This is a genomic window from Loktanella sp. R86503 (genome assembly GCF_042466455.1).
Lineage (GTDB): Bacteria > Pseudomonadota > Alphaproteobacteria > Rhodobacterales > Rhodobacteraceae > Loktanella.
Genome location: NZ_JAXHCI010000002.1, coordinates 2,902,384 through 2,928,202 on the forward strand (window position 1 = coordinate 2,902,384; position 25,819 = coordinate 2,928,202).

The window sequence follows — 25,819 nt, forward strand, 5'->3', positions numbered from 1 at the left end:
CACGCGATGAAGCGCACGTTCCAACCCAGCAACCGCGTCCGCAAGAACCGTCACGGTTTCCGTGCCCGGATGGCAACAGCATCTGGCCGCAAAATCATCAATGCCCGCCGCGCAAAAGGCCGGGCCAAGCTGAGCGCGTAAGCGCCTCACTTGACGATGACAGACATGATGCCGCCGGATACGCCTGATAATGGCGAATCGGCGGCTTTGTCGCGTCCGCAGGTCCTGACAAAACGGCGGGATTTTATCGCTGCAAGTCATGGCCGCCGGCAAGGCACACCCGGTATCCACCTGCAAGGTCGACCGCGTGATGACGGCACCGACTTGGTGCGCGTTGGCTATACCTGTTCGAAAAAAGTCGGCAACGCCGTGGCGCGGAACCGTGCCAAACGGCGGCTGCGTGAAATCGCGCGTATGATTTTGCCGACACACGGTCGCCCTGGCTGGGATTATGTGCTGGTTGGCCGCGCCGAAACGACCGGTAGCCTTCCTTTCAAGCAGTTGCAGTCGGACCTCATCCGCGCCCTTGCAAAGGTGCATCAGTGACGCCGCTGGCTTACGTTGTTGCCATACCCGTGCGAGCCTATCGGCTGCTCTTGTCGCCCTGGGTTGGTCACGGTTGCCGCTTTCACCCGACTTGCTCTGCCTACGCGCTGGAAGCATTGGAAAAGCACGGTGCTGCCAAAGGCGGATGGTTGACCTTGCGACGCATCGGGCGCTGCCACCCCTGGGGCGGCTCTGGCATCGACAATGTTCCCGACTAACGCCGGCCAAATGTTGGCAGAAAATTCGGAGCTTCCGATTCTTATGCGAAAGATCGGTGCCCCATCTTCCGCGACGCGCCGTCAATTTGACTAGTGTTTTGCCCCCTGCCGCAGTAGGTGATGCCATGCTTGACGAAACCGAAATTCACCCGCTGTTCTACGGCGCTCCGGACACCGTTGCTTTCAAGAAGCTGCGCAAGCGCCTTGTGCGCGACACCAGAGAGGCGATCGACCGCTACGGCATGATTGCTCCCGGTGGCAAGTGGCTTGTGTGCCTGTCCGGCGGCAAGGACAGCTACACGCTTTTGGCGGTGCTGTACGAATTGCAATGGCGCGGGCTTCTGCCGGTCGAACTGGTCGCCTGCAACCTTGATCAGGGGCAGCCGAATTTTCCGGCGACAGTGTTGCCTGAATTTCTAAAGAAAATGGGCGTACCGCATCGGATCGAGTATCGCGACACCTATTCGGTCGTCATGGACAAAACACCGCAAGGTCGTACGCTTTGCACCATGTGTTCGCGCCTGCGCCGCGCAAATCTCTACCGCATCGCCCGCGAAGAAGGGTGCACAGCCGTCGTGCTGGGCCATCACCGTGACGACATCTTGGAAACGTTTTTCCTGAACCTGTTTCATGGCGGCAAACTGGCGACCATGCCCCCCAAGCTGAAAAACGACGAAGGCGATCTGTTTCTATATCGCCCTCTGGCCCATGTCGCCGAGGCGGATTGCGACGCCTTTGCCCGCGCCATGAACTACCCCATCATTCCCTGCGACCTTTGCGGGTCGCAGGACGGCTTGCAGCGCCAGCAGATCAAACGCCTTCTGGATGGCTGGGAAACCAACAGCCCAGGACGGCGGCAGAAAATATTCTCGTCCCTGATGAACACTCGACCAAGTCACCTGCTTGATACGGCACTGTTCGATTTCGCAGGACTTGCCCTCGATCACAAAGACCCCGAAACCCCTTGACCTTTAGGGTCGGCGCGGTTTGAACCTACCCCACCAGATTTCACAGACGGACGGTTGCGACGCATGGAAGATCAAAACAAGAACCTGATCCTGGCACTTGTGCTCAGCACGCTGGTTATCATCGTCTGGACATTCCTGTTCCCGCCAGAGGTACAGGCCCCCGCCACGCTCGAGGCGGCGCAGGAACAGACCGATGCAACTGTACCAACGGCCGATCCCGTCACCGGCGGCATCGCAGCCCCGACGGATCCTGAAACTGCCGCTGCAGCCGACGCACCGCGCATCACCGTCCAAACGCCAGAACTGTCAGGCACGATTTCCCTGCTAGGTGGCCGGATCGACGACCTGAAACTGACGCAATACCACGAAACCATCGACGACACCTCGCCAGAGGTCACATTGCTGACCCCCAGCGGCACGCCTGATGCCTACTTTGCGTCCTTTGGCTGGGCCGCTGCAACCGGTATCGCCGCTGATGCCGTCCCCGGCCCCGACACCCTGTGGTCGATCGAAAGCGGAGAGGCGCTGACCCCCGACACGCCCGTTACGCTGGTCTGGGACAACGGTGCCGGCCAGATTTTCCGCAACCGTATTTCGGTTGATGACAAATACATGTTCAGCGTTGACCAAAGCGTCGAAAACAGCGGCGCAGACTCCATCAGCCTGCGCCCCTACGGCCTCCTGCGCCAAGAAGGTATGCCATCCGATCTGCAGAACTTCTTTATTCTGCACGAAGGTCTGGTCCGCATGACCGACGGAACGCTGGAAGAAGTCAAATACAAGAAAATGCTCGATTTCGCCGTCGATGACCGTGAAGGCACCAATGCGGAACGTCAGGACGTCACCTCCTCCGGCTGGATCGGCTATACCGACCACTACTGGATGACGACACTGATCCCGAACCAATCTGTGCCCTTCCGGTCCGTGGCAAAATATTTCCCCAGCCGCGACATCTTTCAGGCAGAGGCTGTCCAGGAAGCCCAGACCGTAGCCCCGGGTGCGTCAGCAAGCGTGACGACCCAACTGTTCGCCGGTGCAAAGGAATGGGAAACCATTCGTGACTATCAGGCAGCTGGCGTGACTGGCTTTGTCGACAGCATCGACTGGGGCTGGTTCTTTTTCCTGACCAAGCCGATTTTCTGGGTGCTTCACCACCTGAACCTTCTAATCGGCAACATGGGCTTCGCCATTATTGCCCTGACCTTCTTCCTGAAACTCCTCGTGTTGCCGCTGGCTTACAAATCCTATGTCAGCATGGCGAAAATGAAGGAACTTCAGCCCGAGATGGAAAAGCTGAAGGAACGTGCCGGCGACGACAAATCTCAGCTTCAGACCGGCATGATGAAGCTTTACAAGGACAACAAGGTAAACCCCGCCGCGGGCTGCTTGCCGATCCTGATCCAGATCCCGATCTTCTTCTCGCTCTACAAGGTGATCTTCGTCACTTTGGAATTGCGCCACGCCCCCTGGCTTGGCTGGATCAACGATTTGTCCGCGCCGGATCCCTCTTCGATCCTGAACCTGTTTGGCCTGCTGCCTTGGGGCACACCGGAACAGGGCAGCATCTTCTTCATCCTGTCCCTCGGCGTGCTGCCAATCCTGCTCGGCATTTCGATGTGGCTTCAGCAAAAGCTGAATCCGGCCCCCGCTGATGCGACGCAGAAAATGATCTTTGCGTGGATGCCATGGGTTTTCATGTTTATGCTGGGCGGCTTCGCATCGGGCCTGGTCCTGTACTGGATCACCAACAACACGATCACCTTTGCGCAGCAGTACCTGATCATGCGCAGCCATGGGGCCAAGCCGGACGTGTTCGGCAACATCCGCTCCACCTTCAGCCGCAAGAAACCGGCTCAGGTCGCGGCAAACAGCCCGAAAAAGCCCAAGTCCAAGTAAGACCCAAGGCGACAGCGACAAACGAAGGCACCGGACCGCAAGGTTCGGTGCCTCTTTTGTTTCAGGCTTCGCATCCGTCCGTGCCTTGCGATGACTGGACACGAACCAGTCTTGGCGTTTATGCACCGTTGATGACCGGCGGCAGGATCGCCATTGGTGCAAGACGAAAGGTGCTATCATGCAACTGCCATTCCCAGAGATCGAGATGCCCTCCGACGAAGCACTCGAAAAAGGCCGGTTGCTCTTTGCCGGAGAGACAACATTCCTCAAGGGCGTTGTCGCGATGGACGGCTTGCCCCCCGCCGACCGGCTAGAGGTTTGCTTTGCCGGCCGGTCCAATGTCGGAAAGTCCTCTTTGATTAACGCGCTGACCGGGCGCAAGGGCCTTGCCCGCGCATCCAACACCCCCGGCCGGACACAGGAAATCAACTTTTTCACCGCTGGCGATCTGTATGTCGTCGATCTGCCCGGCTACGGATTTGCCAATGCGCCCGTCGCCGTCGTCGCAAAATGGCAGGCGCTGCTGAAAAACTATCTGCAAGGGCGCCCCACACTGCGCCGCGTTTTCGTACTGATCGACGCACGCCATGGTGCCAAAGCCGTGGACGAGGAAATCATGACGCTGCTGGATCGCGCAGCAGTGACCTTTCAGGTCGTGATGACCAAGGTCGACAAGGTCAAAGGCAACGCATTGGACGCCAGCATGGCCGCCACCCGCGCCGCCATGGCCAAGCACCCGGCCGCTTTTCCCGAACTGATCCTGACCAGCTCTGAAAAAGGCGAAGGCATCGCTGCCCTGCGCGCCGTCATTGCATCCATCGAGGCCTGACCCGCACCTGCGATCATCGCTTGAGGGGGCGCGTCCGCTCCGTTATCCCTAGGCAATACCTTCCGGGAGATAGCCATGAGGACTCAGGACATGAACCGAGACTGGATTGCCACTGCGCGCACGCTGTCAGAGGCCCTGCCCTACCTGCAACGCTATTCCGGTGCCGTTGTCGTCGTGAAATTCGGCGGCAACGCCATGGGTGACGCCGATGCGATGGCAGAATTTGCCCGTGACATCGTGCTGATGAAACAGGTCGGCATGAACCCCGTGGTCGTCCACGGCGGCGGGCCGATGATTAATGAAATGCTCGATAAGCTCGGCATCAAGTCAAACTTCATTCGCGGCAAACGCGTCACCGATCAGGCGACTGTCGAAGTGGTCGAAATGGTGCTGACCGGTCTCGTCAACAAGCGCATCGTTCAGGCGATCATGGACGAAGGCGGCCGCGCCGTCGGCCTGTCAGGCAAGGATGACGATCTGATGGTCGCCGAAGTGGACGATCCAGAACTTGGCTTCGTCGGCCGCCCAGTCGAAATGAACGTGCAGGTGCTGCGCGATCTTTACGGGGCCGGCATCATCCCAGTTGTGGCACCTGTCGCGACCGGCATGGACTTTCTTGAAACGTTCAACGTCAACGGCGACACCGCCGCGGGTGCCATCGCGGGTGCCCTCAAAGCGGACCGCCTGCTGTTGCTGACGGATGTGGCCGGCGTCAAGGATGCCAATGGCGAAGTCCTGACCCAGCTGAACCCTGCCCAGATTCGCGACATGATCGCCGATGGCACCATTGCCGGCGGCATGATTCCCAAGGTCGAAACCGCGCTAAAAGCGATCGAGGACGGGGTCCGCGCCGTGGTCATTCTGGATGGGCGGCTGCCGAATGCATCCCTGCTCGAACTATTTACTGAACACGGGGCTGGCTCGATCATCCGGTCTACAGAATCGCGCGTCAAATCGCGGCAGGACTGATCATTGCCTCTTACGCTGATCCTGATGCGGCACGCTAAATCCGGTTGGGACGATCCAATTGCCACCGATCACGAACGCAGGCTGACCCCCCGCGGGATCAACGACGCGCGGGCGATGGGCGCATGGCTGCGCACGGCGGGCCTATCGCCCGATGTTGTCCTTTGCTCCGATGCGTCCCGAACCCGCCAGACGGTCGCCGAACTGATGACAAACGCTGAAACGCCGATGCTGCCCAAGGTGGCAGGCGCACTTTACAATGCCTCATCCGATGTGCTCATCCAACAGATCAAGCGGCAGACAGCAAACATATTGCTCGTGTGCGCCCATAATCCGGGCATTGGCCTAGCAGCGCGGCAACTTGCGCTAACGCCGCCGCACCACCCGCGATTTGACGATTACCCGACCGCCGCGACAACAGTCATGCAGTTCGATAATGCCCGCTGGCCTGATATCAACCGCGGCACAGTAACCCATTTCGTCATTCCCGCCGATCTGAACGCATAAGGACCGCCTGCCTTTCAGCACGCGGTCCTGTCTTCTTCTGGTTAAAAATATCCCGGGGGTGCGGGGGCTGGCCCCCGCTTTTACCGGCTCCAACCTGCGTCAGTGACCCAGAATCTGGCTCAGGAACAGCTTCGTCCGGTCCGACTGCGGGTTGTTGAAAAACGCATGCGGCTCGTTCTGTTCCACGATCTGTCCCTGATCCATAAAGATGACCCGGTTCGCCACAGCCTGGGCAAAGCCCATCTCGTGGGTCACGCACAACATGGTCATGCCCTCTTCAGCCAGCTCGATCATGGTGTCCAGAACTTCCTTGATCATCTCGGGGTCCAACGCCGAAGTCGGCTCGTCGAACAGCATGATACGCGGCTTCATGCACAGCGACCGCGCGATCGCCACACGCTGCTGTTGACCACCCGAAAGCTGACCGGGGTACTTGTTGGCCTGATCGGGAATTTTCACCTTCTCAAGGAAATGCATCGCCGTTGCTTCAGCTTCTTTCTTGGGCGTTTTACGCACCCAGATCGGGGCCAGCGTGCAGTTTTCCAAAATCGTCAGATGCGGGAACAGATTGAAGTGCTGAAAGCACATGCCAACCTCTGACCGGATCTTGTCGATATTTTTCAGGTCCGACGACAACTCTGTGCCATCGACAATGATCTGACCGGATTGATGCTCTTCCAGACGGTTGATGCAGCGGATCAGCGTCGATTTGCCGGACCCGGACGGACCGCAGATCACGATCCGCTCGCCGCGGTTCACCGTCAGGTTGATGTCGCGCAGCACGTGGAACGTGCCGTACCACTTGTTCATGTTGTTGATATCAATCGCGACTTCATCGCTGACCTGCATGGCGCTGCGATTGATTTGGCGGTCTTGAACGGCCTCTGACATTGTCATGCCTCCCTTAACGGTTTTCGCGCTGGAGCTTCTTCTCCAGGTGCAGTGAATAACGGCCCATGCTGTAGCAGGCGATAAAGAACAGCACGCCGATAAAGACGAACAATTCCCAATAGACGCCATTCCAGTCGGTGCTGGCGCGGATGGCATTCGTCAGCCCCAGCGGGTCAAGCAAACCGATGAACAGCACCAGCGTTGTGTCCTTGAACAGACCGATAAAAGTGTTCACGATACCGGGGATAGAGATTTTGAGAGCCTGCGGCAGCACGATCAACTGCATGGATTGCCAATAGGAAAGCCCCAGTGAATCGGCACCTTCGTACTGGCCTTTCGGCACAGCAGCCAAACCGCCGCGCACGACCTCTGCGATATAGGCGGCAGAGAACAGCGTCACCATGATGATAACCCGCAGCGTCAGGTCAAAATTCGTGCCAGGCGGCAGGAAGTAGTTCAGCAGCAAGGATGCTGTGAACAACCAGACGATCAGCGGCACGCCGCGAATGACCTCAATGAAACCGACGCTGAGCTTGGTAACGATAAATAGGTCCGACGCGCGGCCAAGGGCCAGGATGATCCCCAGCGGCAGCGACAGCACGATGGCGGCGACGCCGATGACGACAGACAGCAGAAAGCCGCCTAACTGGTTCGACCGCACCGATTCCAGACCGATCGGCGCGACAGAGGTCAGCGCATCAACCAGCGGTCCCATGATGAACAGCCAGTACAGCACCGGCACCAGGATCGTGGCGATCACAGCAACGATCTGGTTCACGCCGACAAGCGCGCGGAACGCTGCGACCGCAAGCACAAAACCGATTGCCATCGCGATAGGCAGCCAGATCGGCCCACCCCAGATCAAAAAGAAGATCAGGAAAGGCGAGGCCAACGAAAAGCCCATGAACCAGCGCGGAAAGTTTCCAAACAGGACCGGTGCAAGGCCCGCCAGCATGACGACCAGCGCCACGGTTGGCCGCCAGTAAAGCTCCGACGGATAAAAGCCGAACAATAGTTGCTCCCACCGGTCGCGGATGACGCCCCAGCAGGCCTTTGACGCGGCTTCGCCGCTTGCAGCTAGAATTTCACGACAGTTGGACAAGGATGTCGCCGTCCAAGTCGGGCTGACGAACCACGGCACCAGATGGCTTAGCACGACCCAGATCACATAGATCGCAATCAGGGTCATCAATCCGTTCAGCCATGTCGGAAACAGGTTTTCCCTGATCCACTTGACCGCTCCCGCCTCGGTCATGGGCGGGGGTTGCTGCGCAAGCATGCTGTCACGGACGTAAGGGGCGGTTTGTGCGTGTGTATCGCTCATCTTAACGCTCCTCAAGTTTCATAGAGTTGTTAAATACGTTCATGATGAACGAAATTGCCAAGGACAGCGCCAGATAGACGAGGCCCAGCAACAGCATACATTCCAGTGCCCGCCCCGTCTGGTTCAGCGTGATGCCGCCCAATGTTGCCCGCACATCGGCATAGCCCACGGCCAAAGCCAAAGACGAGTTCTTAGTCAGGTTCAGATACTGCGACGTCAGCGGCGGAATAATGACCCGCATCGCTTGCGGCAGGATCACAAGGCTCATCGCACGGTTCGGACGCACGCCCAGGGCGGCTGCGGCCTCTGACTGGCCTTTGGACACAGACAGAATACCCGCGCGGACGATTTCAGTGATAAAGGCACCGGTATAAAGTGACAGTGCAAGCCACAGCGCCATCAACTGATTGCTGAGCTGAAAGCCACCGCTGAAGTTGAAACCAGTCAGCTCCGGATAGCTCAGCGTCACAGGACGCCCCAGCACAAAGAACGCCAGTACGGACGGCACAATCACAATCGCGAACAAAGGCCAGACCATCGGCAGCAGGCGACCTGTATCAAACAACAGTTTTTTCGCGTAGCGGCGATAGGCGTAGGCCCCGATCAGCGATGCAATGAACACACCAACCAAAAGGCCGGAATTCGCCCCCCAGACCGGCGCGGGCAAATAGGTGCCGCGGTTTGTAACGGCAATGCTGTTCCAGATCAGCGAAGCATTCGCAGTGCCATCTTCGCCAATACGGAAATCGCGGGGCTGCGGCGTCGCTTCGGAAAAGACTGCATAGATCAAAAGGATCCACAGCAGCAGCGGCACGTTGCGGAAACCTTCGACGTAGACAGCCATTAGACGGCTGACAAGCCAGTTGCGTGACAGGCGCAAAACGCCGGCCAGAACGCCAAGGATCGTGGCCAGTACGATGCCCATGAAGGCAACCAACAAGGTGTTATAAAGACCGACAAGGGTCGCATCCCAATGCGTTCCCGCATTAGTATAGCCGACCAGCCAAGTGCCGATGCTGGACGTGATATCATAGCTGGCACGAGAGCTTAGGAAGCTGAAATCAGGCTGCAACCCTAGATTGGCAAGGTTCGCCAGCAGGTTGTTGACCAGCCAATAGATACCGACGCAGACCAGGACGAGCGTGATAACCTGGATGGTCAAAGACCGATAGCGTGTGTCGTAGATAAGCTGGCTCAGCCGAAAGCTTTCGCGTGGCGGGCTATCCGACATCGATGACATTATATTCTCCCCGGGCAATGCCAGACTTTGTTCAGGTTGCTCCGGTTGGCCCGGATGCACCACGCGCTGGCAGACGTTCTTGACGCTTTTGGATCGGATTGACGAAAGGCCCGGCAGAAACCGGGCCTTTCGCCTATATTTTTAGCGGAACGGTGGCGAGTACAGCAGGCCGCCGTCGGTCCACTGTGCGTTCAGACCACGTGCCAGACCAATCGGCGTGTTCTCACCGATGTTACGCTCAAAGATCTCGCCGTAGTTGCCGCCAGCCATGATTGCGTTCTTGGCCCAGTCAGCAGACAGACCGATCATCGCGCCCAGCTCGCCTTCGGTGCCGAGGAGACGGTTCACTTCAGGGTTGTTGGTCGGTGCTGCGGACATTTCGCCGATGTTGGCAGATGTGATGCCCAGCTCTTCAGCTGCGATCAGCGCGTTCAGCGTCCACATGGCGATATCGCCCCACTCGTTGTCGCCGTGACGGACCAGCGGGCCCAGCGGCTCTTTCGAGATGATTTCAGGCAACAGAACGTGATCGCCCGGTGCTTCGAAGGTTGCACGGGTTGCAGCCAGACCGGATGCGTCCGTGGTGTAGACGTCGCAGGCGCCAGCCAGATACTGCTGCTGGCCTTCGGCGTTCGTCTGAACGGCCACGGGCTGGTAGCTGATGTTGTTAGCGCGGAAGAAGTCGGCCAGGTTCAGCTCTGTCGTGGTGCCGGTCTGGATACAGACAGTCGCGCCGTCCAGATCCTTGGCAGAGGTCACGCCCAGCGATTTCGGGATCAGGAAGCCCTGACCGTCGTAGTAGTTCACGCCGATGAAGTCGAACTTCAGGTCGGTGTCGCGGGACATCGTCCAGGTGGTGTTACGTGCCAGCAGGTCGATCTCGCCCGAGGACAGCGCGGTGAAACGTGTCTCGCCCGTTGTCGGAACGAATTCGACAGCGTCCTTGTCGCCAAAGATTGCAGCAGCAACAGCGCGGCAAACGTCGACGTCAAAACCTTCCCAGACGCCGTTGGCGTCGGGTGCACCAAAACCGGCAAGACCGGTTACGACGCCGCAGTTCAGGTGGCCGCGTGCCTTGACGTCATCCAGCGTTGCTGCCGAAGCAGCAGCAGCGGTCAGACCGGCAACTGCCAGCGTTCCAAAAAGTACGGTCTTTTTCATTATTACCTCTTCCTGAGTACCCGCCCCTAAAGGGCAGCCAATTATTCCGTCCGTCCGGACGGTTGGGTTTGACGGGTTTCCCCCCCAATGCAAAGAGATTGGGCGGATTCCAGCCCAGAGGTCAAGAGCAACTGCCGGGACAAACGGCTGTATCTGCCTAAGTGAACGGCAGTTTGACCCATTTGGCCTGTTTCTTGACCGCTTCAGGTTGATCGGCTCAGGTTCAAAAACAACGCGGCATCAAAGAATGCCTGTTGTTTGATCGCCGCCGCCTCGGCGGCTTCCTCGTCGTCGCCCCATTGGCTGATCTGGAAATCCTCGTCGATCCGGCTCAGTGGCCAGGCATCGCCCGGCGTCAACGCGTCCTTTGCGACCGCGGCAGCCAGAATCAGGGAACCCGACAATTGCACAAGGTCATGAAAGCCCGTCAGCGCAAAAGGGTCGTAGGTTTTTACGTGATCGTGTAGCCGTATTAACGATTCGTCCGGCTGCGCAATCGGCATCACCCCTGTCGCGGTCTTCAACGGTGCCCCTAGCGCCTGAGCAGACCAGTCTAGCCAGGGATCCCAAGCCTGCGATTGGGCCGCAACCAGTTCCTCTGGATAGGCAGCGCGATAGCACAGCAGATCGCTTTCCCCGTAGGACGCGAGCATCGCGACGACAGCGTCATACTGCGGTGTCACCTTGTCGATAGCAGAGTTCGCCGCGCGCGTGGCGGGCATTGTTGTGGGGTCAATCTTCTCGCCCTGTGCCTGCCATTCGGCGGCAACACGCTCTGCCATGGCCTGCGTCGGCAGGATCAATGGTTGCTTGTACGGCGTCTTGACCGCGCGACCATCCAGATCGACGGCAAAGCCGCCGTCGCGGGCGACAGTTGTTGCATTGGTCCAGAAACGTTTTGGGGCCCAGTCGCTCATGCGGGATCTCCGATCAGGTCATCAATGGCAGCGTCCAGCGCCGCGAAGGTATCAATCAAACGGTCAGCGCCCAGCGTGTCCGGCGCGTGATAGCCCCAGCCGACACCGATGGTCGCCACACCGGCCGCGCGCGCCATATCCATATCATAGCGCGTATCGCCGACCATGACCGCGCGCTGCGGCGCAACACCGGCATCCGCAAGGCAGGTCAAAACCATCGACGGATGCGGTTTGGAGGGATGGAAATCTGATGTCTGGCCGCTGATGAACAGCCCCCGCAGGTCGTGCTGGTCAATCAGGCGATCCAGCCCGCGCTTCGACTTGCCTGTCGCGACCGCAAGCAGCGTATCATCCTGCGCCTGCAGGCGATGTAGCACGTCCAGTGCGCCCGGAAACAACGGGCTACGCCGCTTCAGGTCAGCAACCGCATGGTCATGAAATGATGCCCGGTAATGGCGCACCAATTCATTCCGCGCTCCTGTATCCAGATCGGGGCACAGCACGGCAAAGGTTTCGGGCAGCGACAGGCCGATGATAGACAACACCTCTGCCCGGGTGGGCGGGGCCAGCCCGACCGCCCCAAAAGCATGCGTCATCGCACCGAGGATTTCAGCCTGACTGTCGACAAGCGTTCCGTCCACGTCAAAAATGACAAGGCGCAGGTCAGGCATAACAGGCCCCTAGCGATCAGTCGGGCATATTAAAGGGATCAACCGGCGCATGGCTGACATGCCAGCCGACAAAGTCCCAGGTGCGCTGCATATGGTCAGGTAGCGGCGCCGTCAGATGCAGAATCGCACCGGTTTCGGGATGTTCGATCGTCAGGCTGCGGGCATGCAGGTGCATCTTGCGGCTGATGTCGCCGCCCATGCCAGCCCCCCAGCCATCGCCAAGGTTTTCTTGCTCTGTCCCGCCGTATTTGCCGTCCCCGATGATGGGATGACCGATTTCGGCCATATGGGCACGCAACTGATGGGTCCGCCCTGTGATCGGCACCAGCGCAACCCAGGCCGCGCGCTTTGCCAGCGTGTCCAGTACGGCGTAATCCGTGGTGGCCCGCTTTGCGCCCTCGGTGCTGTCGACCTCTTTAGGATGGATGCAGCGCATTTTTTCGTTCTCGCCGCCCTTGCCGTGACCGGGTGCCTTCAGCAGGCCATACTTGATCGTTGCAGCACGGGGATGGGGCACGCCAGCGACAGCGGCCCAGTAAATCTTGCGCGTGGCGTGGTGCTTCAGATTCTCTGTCAGCTGCTTGGCCGCCATGCGCGTGCGGGCCAGCACCAGAACGCCAGAGGTGTCCTTGTCCAGACGGTGCACCAGACGCGGCTTTTCGTCATAGCCGAACATCAGCGCCTCTGACATCGCATCAACGTGTCGGGTGGTGTTGGTGCCGCCCTGCGTTGCCAGCCCCGCGGGCTTGTTGATGACGATCATGTGGTCGTCGCGGTAGATCACGCAGGACTGGATCAAGGCGGCATCCGCCTTTGTCACACCCTGTTTCAGCAGGCTACGCTCTGCCTCCACCTGCGCCTCGGTCGGCAAGGGCGGGATGCGGATGCTTTGCCCCACATCCAGCCGCGTGTTCGACTTGACCCGTCCGCCATCAACGCGGATGTCGCCCTTGCGGCACAGCTTTTCGATCCGGCCCTGCGTCAGGTGCGGAAACAACCGCCGCAAGTAGCGGTCCAGCCGTTGATCGCCGTCGTCGGGCCCGATGACCCGTGTCTGAACTCCGCCGCTCATGCCAATACCATCCGTGTCAAAGTCATGCCAAAGACCAGCGCCGCCAGTCCGATAATTACGCTGCCGCCGATATAGGCGACGGCCAGATTGAACTGGCCTCTTTCCATCAGCGCCACCGCATCAAGCGAGAACGCCGAAAATGTCGTGAAGCCGCCCAGAACACCCGTCATCAGAAACGGGGCCGCCCGCAGGCCGCTCTTTTCTGCCAGCGCCACAACGACAACCCCCATCAACAAAGACCCAAGCACATTTACCGTCAGCGTCCCCCATGGGAACCCTTGGCCCATAATGCGCAGCGTCAGCAGTCCGGTCAGCCAGCGCAACGTCGCGCCGATCGCCCCGCCAAGGGCCACAGTCAAAGCAGTCAAGATCATCACCCCCTGTCGCCCGAACAGGTCAACTTGTCAATTCGTGCTGCCCTGACGCTTGACCCGCAGTCCGGCAAAGAAATCCACGCGCTTTTTCAACTCGCGTTCGAACCCCCGATCAACAGGAAGATAATAGATCCCCCGTTTCATCGTATCGGGGAAATAGTTCTGACCGGAAAAACCGTCCTCGGCGTCATGGTCATAGGCATAGCCGGTGCCAAAGCCCTGTTCCTTCATCAACTTTGTCGGCGCGTTCAAAATGTGCCGCGGCGGTGGCTCTGACCCCGTCTGCCGCGCCGCTGCCATCGCCGCCTTAAAGGCAACATAGCCTGCATTAGATTTCGGCGCGAGCGCGAGGTACGTTACCGCCTGCCCCAACGCCAGCTCGCCTTCGGGACTGCCAAGTCGTTCGTAAGTCTCCCAGGCTTGCAGGCAGACGTGCTGCGCCTGCGGATCGGCCAGCCCGATATCCTCGACCGCCATGCGGACAATCCGGCGTGCCAGATATCGCGGATCTTCGCCGCCCGTCAGCATACGGGCGAGCCAATACAGCGCAGCATCAGGATCAGATCCGCGCACCGATTTATGCAAGGCAGAGATGAGGTTGTAATGCTCTTCGCCCGACTTGTCGTATTTGGCAGCGCGTTTCATCAGGCGGGACGTCAGCGCATCCGTGCCAAGCGGTTTGTCCGTTTTCCACGCCGCCACCTGTTCGATCAGGTTCAGCAGGCTGCGCCCATCCCCATCGGCCATATTGATCAACTGATCCCGCGCCTGCGCATCAAGCGGCAACTTGCGGTCTAGATCCGCCTCTGCCCGTTGTGCCAGCCGTTCCAGATCCGTATCGTTCAGCCGCGTCAAAATCAGAACCTGCGCCCGCGACAGCAAAGCTGCGTTCAACTCGAAACTGGGGTTTTCCGTCGTGGCACCGACCAAAAGAATCGTGCCATCTTCCATGTGGGGCAGAAACCCATCCTGCTGCGCCTTGTTGAAACGGTGGATCTCGTCAACGAACAGCAGCGTGCCTTTACCGTTCTGGCGGCGCATGCGGGCCGCTTCGAATACTCTTCGCAGTTCGGGCACACCAGTGAAAATTGCGCTGATCTGGACGAAATGCAGGTCCGTCTCGTCCGCCAGCAAACGGGCAATCGTCGTCTTGCCCACACCCGGCGGCCCCCACAGCACCAGCGAAGACAGCGACCCTGACGCGAGCATGGCACCAAGCGGCGCATCTGGCCCAAGCACCTGTCCCTGCCCGATCACCTGCCCCAAAGTCTGCGGCCGCAACCGGTCCGCCAACGGGCGCGGGCCTGCGCTGGCAGAGGTTGGGGAAGAGGGGCTGTCGAATAAATCAGGCATGGTTAATATCTAGGTCCCTTTTCGCAGTATTGTAAGCCACCCCCACCGCGACCCAAAAACGAAAAAGGCCCGGTCCAGCGGACCGAGCCTTTCGCAACAGGATAACGAAAAGTGCTTACGCCTCTTCGTCGATCTCGATCAGGCGGGCCTTGTCAGCAGCGCCCTTGGCGTCGCGGTCACGGTCAACCAGCTCGATGATCGCCATCGGTGCCATGTCGCCATAACGGAAGCCAGCCTTCATAACGCGGCAGTAGCCGCCCTGACGCTCTGCGTAACGCGGGCCAAGGATTTCAAACAGCTTGGCAGTGTGAATTTCCTGCTTCAGCTGTGCGTTGGCCTGACGGCGTGCGTGCAGATCGCCGCGCTTGCCCAGCGTGATCAGCTTGTCGATGATACGCTTCAATTCTTTAGCTTTCGGCAGAGTCGTCTTGATCTGCTCATGCTCGATCAACGAACCAGCCATGTTGGCGAACATCGCCTTACGGTGCTCGTGAGTCCGGTTCAGTTTGCGGTAGCCGCTTGCGTGACGCATTTGGTCATCTCCTAATTATACTTTGTGCAGCGGTCTGATGCGTGTCAGCCGCATTATTGGGGCAGTATTGCCCTGATATTCCCCGCCATACGCGGGCATTTGGGAAAGGGGCGGATCGTGACCCGCCCCCTATTCTTAGAACTGGTCGTCGAACTTCTTGGCCAGATCTTCGATGTTGTCTGGCGGCCAGTCCTCGACATCCATGCCAAGGTGCAGGCCCATGCCCGACAGCACTTCCTTGATCTCGTTCAAGGACTTGCGGCCAAAGTTTGGCGTGCGCAGCATTTCGGCTTCGGTCTTCTGGATCAGATCGCCGATGTAGACGATGTTGTCGTTCTTCAGGCAGTTTGCCGAACGGACAGACAGTTCCAGCTCGTCGACTTTCTTCAGCAGCAGCGGGTTGAATTCCAGCCCGTCGTCGTCGCCACCGGCAGAAGCCGATTCTGGTTCGTCGAAGTTCACGAAAACCTGCAGCTGGTCCTGAAGGATGCGGGCAGCATAGGCCACAGCATCGTCAGGCGTCAGCGAGCCGTCGGTTTCGATCTTCATCGTCAGCTTGTCATAGTCCAGAACCTGACCTTCGCGGGTCGGCTGAACATCATAGCTGACCTTCTTGACCGGGGAATAGATCGCGTCGATTGCGATCATGCCGATCGGCGCATCTTCCGGCTTGTTCTTGTCAGCCGAAACATAGCCCTTACCGGTGTTGACGGTCAGTTCCATATACAGATCCGCGCCGTCATCCAGGTGACAAATCACGTGATCCTTGTTCAGAACCTCGATGCCGGATGTTTCCGAAATATCGCCAGCGGTGACGATGCCCGGACCCTTGGCCTGAACGCTCAGACGCTTGGGGCCTTCGACATCCATACGGATCGCGATACCCTTCAGGTTCAGGACGATGTCGGTGACATCTTCGCGGACACCCGAAACGGAGGAGAATTCGTGCAGGACGTTGTCGATCTGCACGGCCGTGATGGCGGCACCTTGCAGCGACGACATCAGAATGCGGCGCAGCGCGTTGCCAAGCGTCAGGCCAAAGCCACGCTCCAGCGGTTCTGCGATCAAGGTCGCTTGACGATGCGGGTCGTTGCCCGGCTTCACGTCCAGCTGTGTCGGCTTGATCAGCTCAGCCCAGTTCTTGTGGATCATAGTCCCTCCATCCTTGCTCAACTTCATGTCCAAAAAGTCGGGCGCTCGAGGTTTCAAAACGGCAGATTGGGGCCGCGCACAATCGCACGGCCCCACTCATCTTGGTGTCTAGCTTAGACCCGGCGACGCTTTGGCGGGCGGCAGCCGTTGTGAGCCATCGGCGTCACATCACGGATCGAGGTGATGTTGAAACCGGCAGCAGCCAGCGCGCGCAGCGCGGACTCACGGCCCGAACCGGGGCCCTGCACTTCGACTTCCAGCGTCTTGACGCCGTGTTCCTGGGCTTTCTTGCCACAATCTTCTGCTGCCATCTGGGCTGCGTAGGGTGTCGACTTACGCGAACCCTTGAAGCCCATCGTGCCTGCAGAGGACCAGGCAATCGCGTTGCCCTGGACGTCCGAGATCAGGATCTTGGTGTTGTTGAAAGAAGAGTTCACATGCGCAACGCCAGCTGCGATGTTCTTGGAGACCTTTTTCTTGCCGGTCCGGCGGGTATCTCGTGCCATGACGGGGACTCCTTATTTCTTCTTGCCGGCAATGGCCTTTGCGGGGCCTTTGCGGGTACGTGCGTTGGTGTGCGTACGCTGACCGCGAACGGGCAGACCACGACGGTGACGCAGGCCGCGGTAGCAGCCCAGGTCCATCAAACGCTTGATGTTCATCTGGATTTCGCGACGCAGGTCACCTTCGACGGTGACGTTTTCGTCGATGTATTCACGGATCTTCAACACTTCAGCGTCAGACAGATCGTTCACGCGGCGCGTAACGTCGATGCCTGTTGCTTCGCAGATCTTCGCTGCGGTCGTGTCGCCGATACCGGCAATATAGGTCAGGGCGATTGGAACCCGCTTTGCAGTCGGGATGTTTACGCCGGCAATACGTGCCACGTGAGCTTTCCTTTTCGTTGCGGGTCCGTGATACCAGACCCTTTTTTCACAACGCAGGCCCGACCGAACAAGCGGCGGGCCTATGTCATATCAGGTAATCCGCAGAATCGGGTGCGACCCTTGCCACGGCAGTGATTCCCTTGCGGGATGGGGGTATCTAGAGGCGTGTTGGCCGGGGGTCAAGCCCCCCAACCATTCAACGACATCAAAGAGCTTTTTTAATCTGCGAGGCGACGTCGTCCATACTGGCCAGACCATCGACCGTGCGCAAATCGCCGCGGGCGTAGTAATAGCCAACCAGCGGACTGGTCTGCTTGTAATAGGCTAGAAGCCGGGTTTTGAGGCTTTCTTCGTTGTCGTCAGCACGACGCACGAATTCAGCTTTTTCCCCGCAGCTGGTGCAAACACCGTCCGCAGGGACCGGCTTGGTCGCGTCATTATAGACTTCGCCGCAGTTGCCACAGGTCGATCGTGCGGTGATCCGCGCGACAAGCGCGTCGTCGTCGACCTTCATCTCAATCACGCGATCCAGATTTTCGCCCAGTTCGGCCAACAGGTTACCCAAGGCATCAGCCTGCGCCAGCGTCCGCGGGAAGCCGTCAAAGATATAGCCGTTCGCCGCGTCATCATTGGTCAGCTGTTCGCGAATCAGGCCAATGACAATCTCGTCCGTGACCAGCTCGCCGCGGTCCATGACATCAGCAACACGCTTGCCCATTTCGGTGCCGGACGTGCGGGCAGCCCGCAGCATGTCACCGGTGGAAAGCTGAACCATACCACGCTCGTCAACCAGACGACGCGCTTGTGTTCCTTTGCCCGCCCCCGGCGGTCCCAATAGGATAATATTCATCGACGCGCCGGTCCCCTCCGCTTGCTCGCGCTGCGCTTGCCACGCAACTGCGACTTTTCAATCAGCCCCTCATACTGGTGCGCCAGTAGGTGGGATTGAATTTGTTGTATCGTATCCATCCCTACCGAGACGATAATCAAAACCGAAGTACCACCAAAGTAGAATGGAACAGCAAACTGGCTCCGGATGATTTCCGGCAACAGGGCGACCAGCGCCAGATAGCCAGAGCCAAGAACCAGGATACGGGTTACGACATAATCCAGATACTCGGCCGTCTTCTTGCCGGGGCGGATACCGGGCACAAAACCGTTCTGGTTCTTCAGGTTTTCGGCGACCTCATCCGTCTTGAACGCCACTTCGCGTGTATAGAAGTAGGTGAAAAAGACGATCATGATCGTAAAGAACAGCAGATACAGCGGCTGCCCCGGACCGAAGTAGGCCAGAATGGTGGACATCACGACGTTGGTCGAACCGCCTGAAAATGTGCTGATCGTGGTCGGCAGCAACAACAAAGCAGAGGCAAAGATCGCGGGAATCACGCCAGCCGGGTTTACCTTGATTGGCAGGTGGCTCGACGATGCGTCATAAACCTTCATGCCGCGCTGCTGGCGGGGGTACTGGATGTGGATCTTGCGAAGGCTCCGCTCCATGAACACAACAAACGCCAGAATCGCGATAACCATCAGGATCACGCCGACAATCACAAAGGGGCTGATTGCACCCGACCGGCCCTGCGACAGGAACTGCGCCAAGGCAGCAGGCACTTCGGCAATGATGCCGACAAAGATGATCAGGGAAATACCGTTGCCGATGCCGCGACTGGTGATCTGCTCACCCACCCACATCAGGAACATGGTGCCGCCGACGATCGTGATGACGCAAGCCGCAGTAAAAAACAGGCCGGGGTTCGACGCAAGGCCGCCTGCCTCTAGCGACTTCGCAAGGCCATAGGCCTGCGCCGTGGCCAGCAAAACCGTGCCGTAACGAGTGTACTGGTTCATCTTGCGACGCCCCTGCTCACCCTCTTTCTTAAGGTTCTTCAGCGGCTCCCACATGGCACCCAAAAGCTGCACGATGATCGAGGCCGAAATATACGGCATGATGCCAAGGGCAAAGATACCCATCCGGGACAGCGCGCCACCGGTAAACATCGACAGGATGCCACCAATGCCAGCGGCTGCGTCGTCCATAAAGGCGCGCAGCTGGACGCCGTCGATGCCGGGAACCGGGATATACGTCCCAAGGCGGTACACCATCAGCATACCAATGGTGAAAAGGATGCGGCTGCGCAGCTCTGTCGCCTTACCGAAGGCGCCCCAGCTCATATTGGCGGCCATTTGTTCTGCAGCGGATGCCATGCACGTCTCTTTTATATGAAAAACGCCGCCAGTCGGATGTCCCGGTGGCGGCGTTTGGGAAAACTCAGACCCTATCTAGGCGACGAAGCCGTCGCCCGCAAGCGATCAGGCCGCTTCAGTGCCAGCCTTGGGCTTGGCAGTCACAGTCACGCTACCGCCGGCTTTTTCGATTGCCTCAATGGCACCCTTGGATGCACCGTGAACAACCAGCGTAATCTTCGATGTAATCTCGCCTTTTGCCAGAACGCGGATACCGTCCTTCAGACGACGGACCAGACCGGATGCAATCAGCGCGTCCTCGGTCAGATCGTTTTTAACGTCGATCTTGCCTTCGTCGATGAACTTCTGGATCAGGCCCAGGTTCACGACAGAATAGGTCTTGGAATTGATGTTGTTGAAACCGCGCTTTGGCAGACGCTGGTACAATGGCATCTGACCGCCTTCGTAACCACCGATCGAAACACCCGAACGGGACTTCTGACCTTTGATACCACGGCCACCGGTCTTACCTTTGCCGGAACCCGGGCCACGACCAACGCGCTTGCGGCGGTGGGTTGCGCCTTCGTTGTCGGACAGTTCATTCAGCTTAAACATTGTCGCTTCTCCTTCAGCCGGAGGACCACACCCAGCGACGGGAACGTGGCACACGGCATTACATGTGAATCGGCCCCCAACCGGGCGCAGACTGGCGGCGTATAGCCTCGGCGTTTTCCGCCGTCAAGGAACCTGATCCAGCATCGCGCCCTTCAGTCGCTGCCATTGTCGATTTCAGTCAGAATTACCTACTCCCAAACGCAAAACGCCCCGGTGAAAACCGGGGCGCGCCTGCCGTCCTCAGCCCTGACGTCTTAAAGCCCGTAAGCAGACTGCTTTGCAATTTCGGCGATGTTGTTGCGGCTGATACCGATATCCGCCAGTTCGCGCGGGCCCATGGCGCTCAGTTCGTTATAAACGCGGCGATAGACAGCCCGCTTGGCGCTGCGCTCGCGCAGATCTGCGATGGTGTCGATAATGACCTGACCAAAGGTCGAGCCGGAAACGTGCGGTGCAAGTGTATTCATATGTGCCATGAGGGCATCCAATCCATGTGCGGGCTGCCTGGGCATTTTGACCAAACAGTTCAATTTCAGTGTGCGCCTCACCTAAGCCCGCAGTCGGGGCCGCACAATCGCTGGAATCTACAAGCCGCCATGCATGAAATGCATATCATTTAGGCAGTTTGAAAACTTTGCCCCCGGCACCCTGCCCCAACGCAAAACGCCCCGGGGTTTTCCCCCGAGGCGTTCCGATAATTCCGGCAACCTGGCGGTTGCCTACAGCTTAGCCGCGCTCTTCGATGATCTTAACGAGGTGCGGGATGCTGTTGACCATGCCGCGAACAGAAGGTGTATCTTCCAGCTCGCGCTCACGGTTCATTTTGTTCAGGCCAAGGCCGACCAGCGTAGCGCGCTGAACGGCGGGGCGACGGATCGGAGAACCGATCTGCTTGACGACGATAGTTTTAGCCATGCTCAGGTCTCCTTACGCGTCAGCCGTAGCTTCAGCTTCGGTGGCGTTGTGGGCCACGTCGCTTTGCTCGGTTACGTGATCGTCACGCTTGGGCAGAATGTCGGCGACTTTCTTGCCGCGACGCTGCGCCACAGAACGGGGCGATTGTTCTTTGTTCAGACCGTCGATGGTGGCCCGGATCATGTTATAGGGGTTCTGCGAACCCAGCGACTTGGACACAACGTCCTGCACGCCAAGCATTTCGAAAACGGCACGCATCGGACCACCGGCGATGATACCGGTACCTGCTGGGGCCTGGCGCATCACAACGCGGCCAGCGCCGTGGCGGCCTTCCATGTCGTGGTGCAGGGTGCGGCCGTCCTTCAGGGCGACGCGAATCATCTGACGCTTCGCCTGCTCTGTTGCCTTGCGGATCGCCTCGGGGACCTCTTTGGCCTTGCCCTTACCGAAACCGACGCGGCCCTTTTGGTCGCCGACGACGACAAGTGCGGCGAAGCCAAAGCGCTTACCACCCTTCACGGTCTTGGACACGCGGTTGATGGCGACCAGACGGTCGGCAAATTCCGGTGCTGCTTCTTCGCGAGGACGACGGTTCCCGCGCTGTTCACGTTCTGCCATGTGTGGCATTCCTTATCTTGGTGGCTTGCGCCGCTTGGATCGATCGCAGTGGGACAAAAGCCCCCCGATCATCGAGGCGGACACCCCTGCGGGCATCCGCCTTCACTTTCGCTTAGACTTTCAGACCTGCTTCACGCGCGGCGTCGGCAACTGCCTTCACCTTGCCATGAAACAGGAAACCACCACGGTCGAAGTAGGCGGTTTCGACACCGGCTGCCTTGGCACGCTCTGCGATTGCAGCGCCCACCTTCTTGGCGGCTTCGATGTTGTTCTGACCAACGACGCCCAGTGCTTTTTCGAGAGTGGAAGCAGACGCGAGCGTCACGCCGTTCACATCGTCGATCAGCTGGACGCTGATGTTCTTGTTGGAACGGTGAACCGACAGGCGCATGCGCCCGGCGTTCACAGCCCGCAGTTTGTTCCGGACGCGCATGCGGCGCTTCAGAAACAGAGTTCTTTTGCTGTTTGCCATGATATGCGTCCTTACTTCTTCTTACCTTCTTTGCGGAAGATATACTCACCTTTGTACTTGATGCCCTTGCCCTTATAGGGCTCGGGTGCACGCCACTCGCGAATGTTCGCGGCGACCTGGCCAACAAGCTGCTGGTCGATACCTTCAACAACGATTTCGGTCTGCTTGGGGGCCGTCACAGTGACGCCCTCAGGCACTTCGAAGTTCACATCGTGGCTGTAACCGAGCGCCAATTTCAGGACTTTGTCGCCCTGCATTGTTGCACGATAACCAACGCCGTTGATTTCAAGCTCTTTCTTGAAACCAGTGGTGACGCCGGTGACGAGGTTTTCCACCATTGAGCGAGTCATGCCCCACTGCTGACGGGCGCGCTTGGACTTGCCACGCGGCGTCACAGTGATTGCATTATCCTCGACCGAAAGGGTCACGTCGTCGGTTGCCTTAAAGGAACGTGTCCCTTTAGGGCCTTTTACTTCGATGGTCTGGCCGGAGACTGTCGCCTCAACCCCGGAGGGCAGCTCGACCGGCTTCTTACCAATACGAGACATTATGCTCTCCTTAGAATACGGTGCAAAGCACTTCGCCGCCGACGTTGGCTGCGCGTGCATTTGCATCAGACATCACACCTTTGGAGGTGGAGACAATCGAAACACCGAGGCCCTGACGGACGGACGGCAGATCATTGACGGCCATGTAGACGCGACGACCGGGCTTGGAAACCCGCTTCACTTCGCGAATGACGGCATCGCCTTCGTAGTACTTCAGGCTGATGGCAAATGCGGGGTGACCGTCCTTGCCGTCTTTCTTTTCGTAACCGCGGATGTAGCCTTCGTCGGCCAGCACATCCAGCACCCAGCCACGCAGCTTGGACGCAGGTGTTTCCACCACGCTCTTGCCGCGCATCTGGCCGTTACGAATGCGTGTCAGCATATCACCGATAGGATCGTTCATAATAAATTCTCCTTACCAGCTCGACTTGACCATGCCGGGGATTTCGCCATTGGAACCAAGGTTCCGCAGCGCGATCCGGCTGATCTTGAGTTTGCGGTAATAGGCGTGAGGACGCCCGGTCAACTGGCAACGGTTGTGCAGACGCACGGCAGAAGAGTTGCGCGGCAGCTTGGCCAAAGCCATTGTTGCCTTGAAACGCTCTTCGACGGGCTTCTCTTGGTCGTTGATGATCGCTTTCAGTGCTGCACGCTTCTCAGCATACTGCGCCACCAGCTTTTCGCGCTTCTTCTCGCGCTCGATCATGGATTTCTTAGCCATATCTAATATTCTCCCAATCAGCTGTTGAAAGGCATGTTGAACGCTTTCAACAGGCTCTTGGCTTCAGCGTCGGTTTTGGCGGTGGTGCAGATCACGATGTCCATGCCCCAGTTCTCATCGATCTTGTCAAAGTTGATCTCTGGGAACACCAGGTGCTCTTTCAGACCGGTGGCATAGTTGCCACGGCCATCAAAGGATTTGCCAGACACGCCGCGGAAGTCGCGGATACGCGGCATTGCGACGGTGATCAGACGGTCCAGGAATTCGTACATCTTGTCGCCACGCAGGGTCACTTTCGCACCCAGCGGCATATCCTCACGAACGCGGAAACCAGCGATGGATTTCTTGGCGCGTGTGGTCAGGGCCTTCTGGCCAGCGATCGTCGACAGATCTTCCTGAGCAGACTTGGCTTTCTTGCTGTCGCGGACAGCTTCAGCACCACAGCCGATGTTCAGAACGATTTTGTCCAGCTTGGGGACTTCCATCTGGTTCTTGTAGCCGAATTCCTCGATCAGCTTGGCACGGATCGTGTCAATGTACTGCTGCTTGAGGCGCGGGGTGTAGTTTGCTTGATCGAGCATCAGAGTGCATCCCCTGTGGTCTTGGCAAAGCGCACCTTGTTTTCGCCGTCCATACGGAAACCGACGCGGGTCGCTTTACCGTTGGCATCGACGATAGCCAGGTTGCTCAGCTGGATCGGCATCGGCTTGGGCGTACGACCGCCCTCGGACGATTGCGACTGCTTGGCGTGACGGATCGCGATGTTCACACCCTCGACGACGGCCTTGCCGGCCTTCGGATCGACAGACTTGATCTCGCCGGTCAGACCTTTGTCTTTACCAGCCAGCACGATGACCTTGTCACCTTTGCGAAGTTTGGCAGCCATTACAGCACCTCCGGCGCAAGAGAGATGATTTTCATGAAGTTCTTGGCGCGCAGCTCACGAACAACCGGTCCGAAGATACGCGTACCGACGGGCTCGTTGTTGTTGTTCAGGATAACGGCAGCATTGCGATCAAAACGGATCGCGGTGCCATCTTCGCGGCGAACTTCTTTGGCGGTGCGTACGACGACGGCCTTGCGGACGTCACCTTTCTTTACGCGACCACGGGGAATTGCTTCTTTGACCGACACCACGATGATGTCACCCACGGAAGCATACCGGCGGTGCGAACCGCCCAGAACCTTAATGCACTGAACACGGCGAGCGCCGCTGTTGTCAGCAACATCCAGGTTGGTCTGCATCTGGATCATTTGGTTACCTTTCGACCTTTAAGGCACTTTGTCGATTTCTGTCCGACGGGCCCTAGGGTTTCGTTAAACTGTTGGTGGCGCAGCTTATGCTACGATCACTTCCCAGCGTTTCGTCTTGGACTTGGGTGCGCATTCCTGAATGCGAACCTGATCGCCAACGTTGAACGTGTTGTTCTCGTCGTGGGCGCGATATTTCTTGGACTTACGCACAGTCTTGTGCAGCAGCGGGTGCTTGAAGCGACGCTCGACCGAAACGGTTACGGTCTGCTCGTTCTGGTTCGACGTCACGACGCCTGTCAGGATACGCTTTGGCATGCTTTAGGCCTCCGACTTGGCAGCATCAGCTGCTTTTTGATTGAGAATCGTCTTCACGCGCGCAGCGGAACGACGTGCGTTCCGGATGCCTGCAGTGTTTTCCAGCTGGCCGGTGGCCTGCTGAAAACGCAGATTGAAGGACTCTTTCTTAAGGTTTACAAGCTCTTCCCGAAGCTGATCGGGCGTCTTGTCACGCAGTTCGTTGGCTTTCATGCCATTTCCTTTCAACATCACTGGAGGGCCCAAAAGGGTCACCCGTCGTCCAGTGGAGTTCATGATGAAGCGCTCCTCTACAGGTGTATCCCCCATGTGGCAACCCCTTAAAGCGCTGTAAAATTGGGTTTTGGATTGCGCCACCCTATGTTTGGGCAGACCGTTAATATTGCATTAACGATTACACACCATCGAAAGGTCTACTGATGTTTAAGCTCCCCCTCGCCCTGATTGCGCTGCTGACCCTGACAGCTTGCAATTCCTATAACCCTGCCGCAGCGGCTGCCCAGGACGCACATAACGAAAGGCTCAAGCAGACGGTGTCACCGGAAGGTCAGCAGCTGCCGGAAAACATCGCCTCGTTGCGGGTTGCCGCTCAGTAACCGAAGTGTTGCTTGTTGAACGCCGGCAGCGATGCAGTATCTGACAGCGAACAGCATCCGCAGCACAGGGGATT

General features: G+C 58.4%; 37 protein-coding genes. 9 read left to right on the top strand and 28 right to left on the bottom strand.

The window, feature by feature from the left end; all coding sequences use genetic code 11:
• The first annotated feature begins 6 nt into the window (after positions 1–6).
• From rpmH to SJY10_RS15310, 8 genes are all read left to right on the top strand, one after another.
• Positions 7–141 carry a 50S ribosomal protein L34 gene (rpmH, locus tag SJY10_RS15275; RefSeq protein WP_386684193.1) on the top strand — a complete coding sequence of 45 codons (135 nt, stop codon included), beginning with the start codon at positions 7–9 and terminating at the stop codon, positions 139–141.
• A gap of 24 nt (positions 142–165) precedes the next feature.
• Positions 166–546, top strand: a complete 381-nt coding sequence (rnpA, locus tag SJY10_RS15280; protein WP_386684723.1) for a ribonuclease P protein component — start codon at positions 166–168, stop codon at positions 544–546.
• Positions 543–764, top strand: coding sequence for a membrane protein insertion efficiency factor YidD (yidD, locus tag SJY10_RS15285; protein ID WP_386684195.1), 222 nt, complete (start codon positions 543–545; stop codon positions 762–764). Before rnpA ends, yidD begins: the two co-directional genes overlap by 4 nt.
• Before the next feature lie 125 nt (positions 765–889).
• Positions 890–1,732: a tRNA 2-thiocytidine(32) synthetase TtcA gene (ttcA, locus tag SJY10_RS15290; protein ID WP_386684197.1), complete on the top strand. Its 843-nt coding sequence runs from the start codon at positions 890–892 to the stop codon at positions 1,730–1,732.
• Between the two features lie 63 nt (positions 1,733–1,795).
• Positions 1,796–3,628 carry a membrane protein insertase YidC gene (gene yidC, locus SJY10_RS15295; protein ID WP_386684199.1) on the top strand — a complete coding sequence of 611 codons (1,833 nt, stop codon included), beginning with the start codon at positions 1,796–1,798 and terminating at the stop codon, positions 3,626–3,628.
• Between the two features lie 178 nt (positions 3,629–3,806).
• Positions 3,807–4,457, top strand: coding sequence for a ribosome biogenesis GTP-binding protein YihA/YsxC (gene yihA, locus SJY10_RS15300; protein WP_386684201.1), 651 nt, complete (start codon positions 3,807–3,809; stop codon positions 4,455–4,457).
• A 90-nt stretch (positions 4,458–4,547) separates the two neighbouring features.
• Entirely contained in the window at positions 4,548–5,426 is an 879-nt protein-coding gene (argB, locus tag SJY10_RS15305) for an acetylglutamate kinase (RefSeq protein WP_386684203.1), read from the top strand.
• A gap of 3 nt (positions 5,427–5,429) precedes the next feature.
• The gene (locus SJY10_RS15310) at positions 5,430–5,930 is read left to right on the top strand and encodes a SixA phosphatase family protein (RefSeq protein ID WP_386684205.1); all 501 of its coding nucleotides are present in this window, start codon (positions 5,430–5,432) and stop codon (positions 5,928–5,930) included.
• Between the two features lie 99 nt (positions 5,931–6,029).
• Here SJY10_RS15310 and SJY10_RS15315 read toward each other — a convergent pair whose 3' ends face one another.
• From SJY10_RS15315 to rpmC, 28 genes are all read right to left on the bottom strand, one after another.
• A complete protein-coding gene (locus SJY10_RS15315) occupies positions 6,030–6,821 on the bottom strand; it encodes an amino acid ABC transporter ATP-binding protein (RefSeq protein ID WP_090189651.1) in 792 nt (263 codons plus the stop codon).
• Positions 6,822–6,834: 13 nt separating this feature from the next.
• Positions 6,835–8,145 (bottom strand): amino acid ABC transporter permease, encoded by a 1,311-nt coding sequence (locus SJY10_RS15320; protein ID WP_386684207.1) that lies wholly within the window; start codon positions 8,143–8,145, stop codon positions 6,835–6,837.
• Between the two features lies 1 nt (position 8,146).
• Positions 8,147–9,385: an amino acid ABC transporter permease gene (locus SJY10_RS15325; RefSeq protein WP_386684209.1), complete on the bottom strand. Its 1,239-nt coding sequence runs from the start codon at positions 9,383–9,385 to the stop codon at positions 8,147–8,149.
• A gap of 141 nt (positions 9,386–9,526) precedes the next feature.
• Positions 9,527–10,546, bottom strand: coding sequence for an amino acid ABC transporter substrate-binding protein (locus tag SJY10_RS15330; RefSeq protein ID WP_386684211.1), 1,020 nt, complete (start codon positions 10,544–10,546; stop codon positions 9,527–9,529).
• 203 nt (positions 10,547–10,749) lie between these two features.
• Positions 10,750–11,463, bottom strand: coding sequence for an ATP12 family chaperone protein (locus SJY10_RS15335; protein ID WP_386684213.1), 714 nt, complete (start codon positions 11,461–11,463; stop codon positions 10,750–10,752).
• On the bottom strand, positions 11,460–12,134 hold the full coding sequence (locus SJY10_RS15340; RefSeq protein WP_386684215.1) for an HAD-IA family hydrolase: 675 nt from the start codon (positions 12,132–12,134) through the stop codon (positions 11,460–11,462). The genes SJY10_RS15335 and SJY10_RS15340 overlap by 4 nt, the downstream gene beginning before the upstream one ends.
• 16 nt (positions 12,135–12,150) lie before the next feature.
• The gene (locus SJY10_RS15345; RefSeq protein WP_386684217.1) at positions 12,151–13,206 is read right to left on the bottom strand and encodes an RluA family pseudouridine synthase; all 1,056 of its coding nucleotides are present in this window, start codon (positions 13,204–13,206) and stop codon (positions 12,151–12,153) included.
• A complete protein-coding gene (gene crcB, locus SJY10_RS15350; protein WP_386684219.1) occupies positions 13,203–13,580 on the bottom strand; it encodes a fluoride efflux transporter CrcB in 378 nt (125 codons plus the stop codon). The genes SJY10_RS15345 and crcB overlap by 4 nt, the downstream gene beginning before the upstream one ends.
• Positions 13,581–13,610: 30 nt before the next feature.
• Positions 13,611–14,933 carry a replication-associated recombination protein A gene (locus SJY10_RS15355; protein ID WP_386684221.1) on the bottom strand — a complete coding sequence of 441 codons (1,323 nt, stop codon included), beginning with the start codon at positions 14,931–14,933 and terminating at the stop codon, positions 13,611–13,613.
• 115 nt (positions 14,934–15,048) lie between these two features.
• The gene (rplQ, locus tag SJY10_RS15360) at positions 15,049–15,465 is read right to left on the bottom strand and encodes a 50S ribosomal protein L17 (protein WP_386684223.1); all 417 of its coding nucleotides are present in this window, start codon (positions 15,463–15,465) and stop codon (positions 15,049–15,051) included.
• Positions 15,466–15,600: 135 nt separating this feature from the next.
• Entirely contained in the window at positions 15,601–16,617 is a 1,017-nt protein-coding gene (locus SJY10_RS15365) for a DNA-directed RNA polymerase subunit alpha (RefSeq protein ID WP_386684225.1), read from the bottom strand.
• A 113-nt stretch (positions 16,618–16,730) separates the two neighbouring features.
• Positions 16,731–17,123 carry a 30S ribosomal protein S11 gene (rpsK, locus tag SJY10_RS15370; protein ID WP_386684227.1) on the bottom strand — a complete coding sequence of 131 codons (393 nt, stop codon included), beginning with the start codon at positions 17,121–17,123 and terminating at the stop codon, positions 16,731–16,733.
• A gap of 12 nt (positions 17,124–17,135) precedes the next feature.
• A complete protein-coding gene (rpsM, locus tag SJY10_RS15375) occupies positions 17,136–17,504 on the bottom strand; it encodes a 30S ribosomal protein S13 (protein WP_386684229.1) in 369 nt (122 codons plus the stop codon).
• 205 nt (positions 17,505–17,709) lie between these two features.
• Complete coding sequence (locus tag SJY10_RS15380) at positions 17,710–18,354, bottom strand: adenylate kinase (RefSeq protein WP_386684231.1); 645 nt, start codon at positions 18,352–18,354, stop codon at positions 17,710–17,712.
• A complete protein-coding gene (secY, locus tag SJY10_RS15385) occupies positions 18,351–19,712 on the bottom strand; it encodes a preprotein translocase subunit SecY (RefSeq protein WP_386684233.1) in 1,362 nt (453 codons plus the stop codon). Before secY ends, SJY10_RS15380 begins: the two co-directional genes overlap by 4 nt.
• A gap of 105 nt (positions 19,713–19,817) precedes the next feature.
• Entirely contained in the window at positions 19,818–20,306 is a 489-nt protein-coding gene (gene rplO / locus SJY10_RS15390) for a 50S ribosomal protein L15 (RefSeq protein ID WP_386684235.1), read from the bottom strand.
• A gap of 254 nt (positions 20,307–20,560) precedes the next feature.
• Entirely contained in the window at positions 20,561–20,782 is a 222-nt protein-coding gene (locus SJY10_RS15395) for a DUF1127 domain-containing protein (RefSeq protein WP_386684237.1), read from the bottom strand.
• Positions 20,783–21,032: 250 nt separating this feature from the next.
• Positions 21,033–21,221 (bottom strand): 50S ribosomal protein L30, encoded by a 189-nt coding sequence (rpmD, locus tag SJY10_RS15400; protein ID WP_090189679.1) that lies wholly within the window; start codon positions 21,219–21,221, stop codon positions 21,033–21,035.
• 12 nt (positions 21,222–21,233) lie between these two features.
• The gene (rpsE, locus tag SJY10_RS15405) at positions 21,234–21,839 is read right to left on the bottom strand and encodes a 30S ribosomal protein S5 (protein ID WP_386684239.1); all 606 of its coding nucleotides are present in this window, start codon (positions 21,837–21,839) and stop codon (positions 21,234–21,236) included.
• 112 nt (positions 21,840–21,951) lie between these two features.
• The gene (rplR, locus tag SJY10_RS15410; protein WP_386684241.1) at positions 21,952–22,311 is read right to left on the bottom strand and encodes a 50S ribosomal protein L18; all 360 of its coding nucleotides are present in this window, start codon (positions 22,309–22,311) and stop codon (positions 21,952–21,954) included.
• A gap of 11 nt (positions 22,312–22,322) precedes the next feature.
• Complete coding sequence (rplF, locus tag SJY10_RS15415; RefSeq protein WP_386684243.1) at positions 22,323–22,859, bottom strand: 50S ribosomal protein L6; 537 nt, start codon at positions 22,857–22,859, stop codon at positions 22,323–22,325.
• A 10-nt stretch (positions 22,860–22,869) separates the two neighbouring features.
• Complete coding sequence (rpsH, locus tag SJY10_RS15420) at positions 22,870–23,262, bottom strand: 30S ribosomal protein S8 (protein WP_386684245.1); 393 nt, start codon at positions 23,260–23,262, stop codon at positions 22,870–22,872.
• A gap of 12 nt (positions 23,263–23,274) precedes the next feature.
• The gene (gene rpsN, locus SJY10_RS15425) at positions 23,275–23,580 is read right to left on the bottom strand and encodes a 30S ribosomal protein S14 (RefSeq protein WP_090189688.1); all 306 of its coding nucleotides are present in this window, start codon (positions 23,578–23,580) and stop codon (positions 23,275–23,277) included.
• A 17-nt stretch (positions 23,581–23,597) separates the two neighbouring features.
• A complete protein-coding gene (rplE, locus tag SJY10_RS15430) occupies positions 23,598–24,161 on the bottom strand; it encodes a 50S ribosomal protein L5 (protein ID WP_386684248.1) in 564 nt (187 codons plus the stop codon).
• Positions 24,161–24,466, bottom strand: a complete 306-nt coding sequence (gene rplX, locus SJY10_RS15435) for a 50S ribosomal protein L24 (protein ID WP_386684250.1) — start codon at positions 24,464–24,466, stop codon at positions 24,161–24,163. Before rplX ends, rplE begins: the two co-directional genes overlap by 1 nt.
• Positions 24,466–24,834, bottom strand: coding sequence for a 50S ribosomal protein L14 (gene rplN / locus SJY10_RS15440; RefSeq protein WP_009574016.1), 369 nt, complete (start codon positions 24,832–24,834; stop codon positions 24,466–24,468). The genes rplX and rplN overlap by 1 nt, the downstream gene beginning before the upstream one ends.
• An 84-nt stretch (positions 24,835–24,918) precedes the next feature.
• Positions 24,919–25,149 carry a 30S ribosomal protein S17 gene (rpsQ, locus tag SJY10_RS15445; protein ID WP_386684252.1) on the bottom strand — a complete coding sequence of 77 codons (231 nt, stop codon included), beginning with the start codon at positions 25,147–25,149 and terminating at the stop codon, positions 24,919–24,921.
• A 3-nt stretch (positions 25,150–25,152) separates the two neighbouring features.
• Complete coding sequence (gene rpmC / locus SJY10_RS15450) at positions 25,153–25,362, bottom strand: 50S ribosomal protein L29 (protein WP_386684725.1); 210 nt, start codon at positions 25,360–25,362, stop codon at positions 25,153–25,155.
• Between the two features lie 206 nt (positions 25,363–25,568).
• Between rpmC and SJY10_RS15455 the strand changes: the two genes are divergently transcribed.
• Positions 25,569–25,745: a hypothetical protein gene (locus SJY10_RS15455; RefSeq protein ID WP_386684254.1), complete on the top strand. Its 177-nt coding sequence runs from the start codon at positions 25,569–25,571 to the stop codon at positions 25,743–25,745.
• Positions 25,746–25,819: the final 74 nt, after the last annotated feature.

What these genes read in the sequence shown, in the direction of transcription:
- rpmH (WP_386684193.1), top strand. Translation starts at nt 7, where the DNA reads ATGAAGCGCACGTTCCAACCCAGCAACCGCGTCCGCAAGAACCGTCAC.
- rnpA (WP_386684723.1), top strand. Translation starts at nt 166, where the DNA reads ATGATGCCGCCGGATACGCCTGATAATGGCGAATCGGCGGCTTTGTCG.
- ttcA (WP_386684197.1), top strand. Translation starts at nt 890, where the DNA reads ATGCTTGACGAAACCGAAATTCACCCGCTGTTCTACGGCGCTCCGGAC.
- yidC (WP_386684199.1), top strand. Translation starts at nt 1,796, where the DNA reads ATGGAAGATCAAAACAAGAACCTGATCCTGGCACTTGTGCTCAGCACG.
- yihA (WP_386684201.1), top strand. Translation starts at nt 3,807, where the DNA reads ATGCAACTGCCATTCCCAGAGATCGAGATGCCCTCCGACGAAGCACTC.
- argB (WP_386684203.1), top strand. Translation starts at nt 4,548, where the DNA reads ATGAACCGAGACTGGATTGCCACTGCGCGCACGCTGTCAGAGGCCCTG.
- SJY10_RS15315 (WP_090189651.1), bottom strand. Translation starts at nt 6,821, where the DNA reads ATGTCAGAGGCCGTTCAAGACCGCCAAATCAATCGCAGCGCCATGCAG.
- SJY10_RS15320 (WP_386684207.1), bottom strand. Translation starts at nt 8,145, where the DNA reads ATGAGCGATACACACGCACAAACCGCCCCTTACGTCCGTGACAGCATG.
- SJY10_RS15325 (WP_386684209.1), bottom strand. Translation starts at nt 9,385, where the DNA reads ATGTCATCGATGTCGGATAGCCCGCCACGCGAAAGCTTTCGGCTGAGC.
- SJY10_RS15330 (WP_386684211.1), bottom strand. Translation starts at nt 10,546, where the DNA reads ATGAAAAAGACCGTACTTTTTGGAACGCTGGCAGTTGCCGGTCTGACC.
- SJY10_RS15335 (WP_386684213.1), bottom strand. Translation starts at nt 11,463, where the DNA reads ATGAGCGACTGGGCCCCAAAACGTTTCTGGACCAATGCAACAACTGTC.
- SJY10_RS15340 (WP_386684215.1), bottom strand. Translation starts at nt 12,134, where the DNA reads ATGCCTGACCTGCGCCTTGTCATTTTTGACGTGGACGGAACGCTTGTC.
- SJY10_RS15345 (WP_386684217.1), bottom strand. Translation starts at nt 13,206, where the DNA reads ATGAGCGGCGGAGTTCAGACACGGGTCATCGGGCCCGACGACGGCGAT.
- crcB (WP_386684219.1), bottom strand. Translation starts at nt 13,580, where the DNA reads ATGATCTTGACTGCTTTGACTGTGGCCCTTGGCGGGGCGATCGGCGCG.
- SJY10_RS15355 (WP_386684221.1), bottom strand. Translation starts at nt 14,933, where the DNA reads ATGCCTGATTTATTCGACAGCCCCTCTTCCCCAACCTCTGCCAGCGCA.
- rplQ (WP_386684223.1), bottom strand. Translation starts at nt 15,465, where the DNA reads ATGCGTCACGCAAGCGGCTACCGCAAACTGAACCGGACTCACGAGCAC.
- SJY10_RS15365 (WP_386684225.1), bottom strand. Translation starts at nt 16,617, where the DNA reads ATGATCCACAAGAACTGGGCTGAGCTGATCAAGCCGACACAGCTGGAC.
- rpsK (WP_386684227.1), bottom strand. Translation starts at nt 17,123, where the DNA reads ATGGCACGAGATACCCGCCGGACCGGCAAGAAAAAGGTCTCCAAGAAC.
- SJY10_RS15380 (WP_386684231.1), bottom strand. Translation starts at nt 18,354, where the DNA reads ATGAATATTATCCTATTGGGACCGCCGGGGGCGGGCAAAGGAACACAA.
- secY (WP_386684233.1), bottom strand. Translation starts at nt 19,712, where the DNA reads ATGGCATCCGCTGCAGAACAAATGGCCGCCAATATGAGCTGGGGCGCC.
- rplO (WP_386684235.1), bottom strand. Translation starts at nt 20,306, where the DNA reads ATGTTTAAGCTGAATGAACTGTCCGACAACGAAGGCGCAACCCACCGC.
- SJY10_RS15395 (WP_386684237.1), bottom strand. Translation starts at nt 20,782, where the DNA reads ATGGCACATATGAATACACTTGCACCGCACGTTTCCGGCTCGACCTTT.
- rpmD (WP_090189679.1), bottom strand. Translation starts at nt 21,221, where the DNA reads ATGGCTAAAACTATCGTCGTCAAGCAGATCGGTTCTCCGATCCGTCGC.
- rpsE (WP_386684239.1), bottom strand. Translation starts at nt 21,839, where the DNA reads ATGGCAGAACGTGAACAGCGCGGGAACCGTCGTCCTCGCGAAGAAGCA.
- rplR (WP_386684241.1), bottom strand. Translation starts at nt 22,311, where the DNA reads ATGGCAAACAGCAAAAGAACTCTGTTTCTGAAGCGCCGCATGCGCGTC.
- rplF (WP_386684243.1), bottom strand. Translation starts at nt 22,859, where the DNA reads ATGTCTCGTATTGGTAAGAAGCCGGTCGAGCTGCCCTCCGGGGTTGAG.
- rpsH (WP_386684245.1), bottom strand. Translation starts at nt 23,262, where the DNA reads ATGAACGATCCTATCGGTGATATGCTGACACGCATTCGTAACGGCCAG.
- rpsN (WP_090189688.1), bottom strand. Translation starts at nt 23,580, where the DNA reads ATGGCTAAGAAATCCATGATCGAGCGCGAGAAGAAGCGCGAAAAGCTG.
- rplE (WP_386684248.1), bottom strand. Translation starts at nt 24,161, where the DNA reads ATGCTCGATCAAGCAAACTACACCCCGCGCCTCAAGCAGCAGTACATT.
- rplX (WP_386684250.1), bottom strand. Translation starts at nt 24,466, where the DNA reads ATGGCTGCCAAACTTCGCAAAGGTGACAAGGTCATCGTGCTGGCTGGT.
- rplN (WP_009574016.1), bottom strand. Translation starts at nt 24,834, where the DNA reads ATGATCCAGATGCAGACCAACCTGGATGTTGCTGACAACAGCGGCGCT.
- rpsQ (WP_386684252.1), bottom strand. Translation starts at nt 25,149, where the DNA reads ATGCCAAAGCGTATCCTGACAGGCGTCGTGACGTCGAACCAGAACGAG.
- rpmC (WP_386684725.1), bottom strand. Translation starts at nt 25,362, where the DNA reads ATGAAAGCCAACGAACTGCGTGACAAGACGCCCGATCAGCTTCGGGAA.
- SJY10_RS15455 (WP_386684254.1), top strand. Translation starts at nt 25,569, where the DNA reads ATGTTTAAGCTCCCCCTCGCCCTGATTGCGCTGCTGACCCTGACAGCT.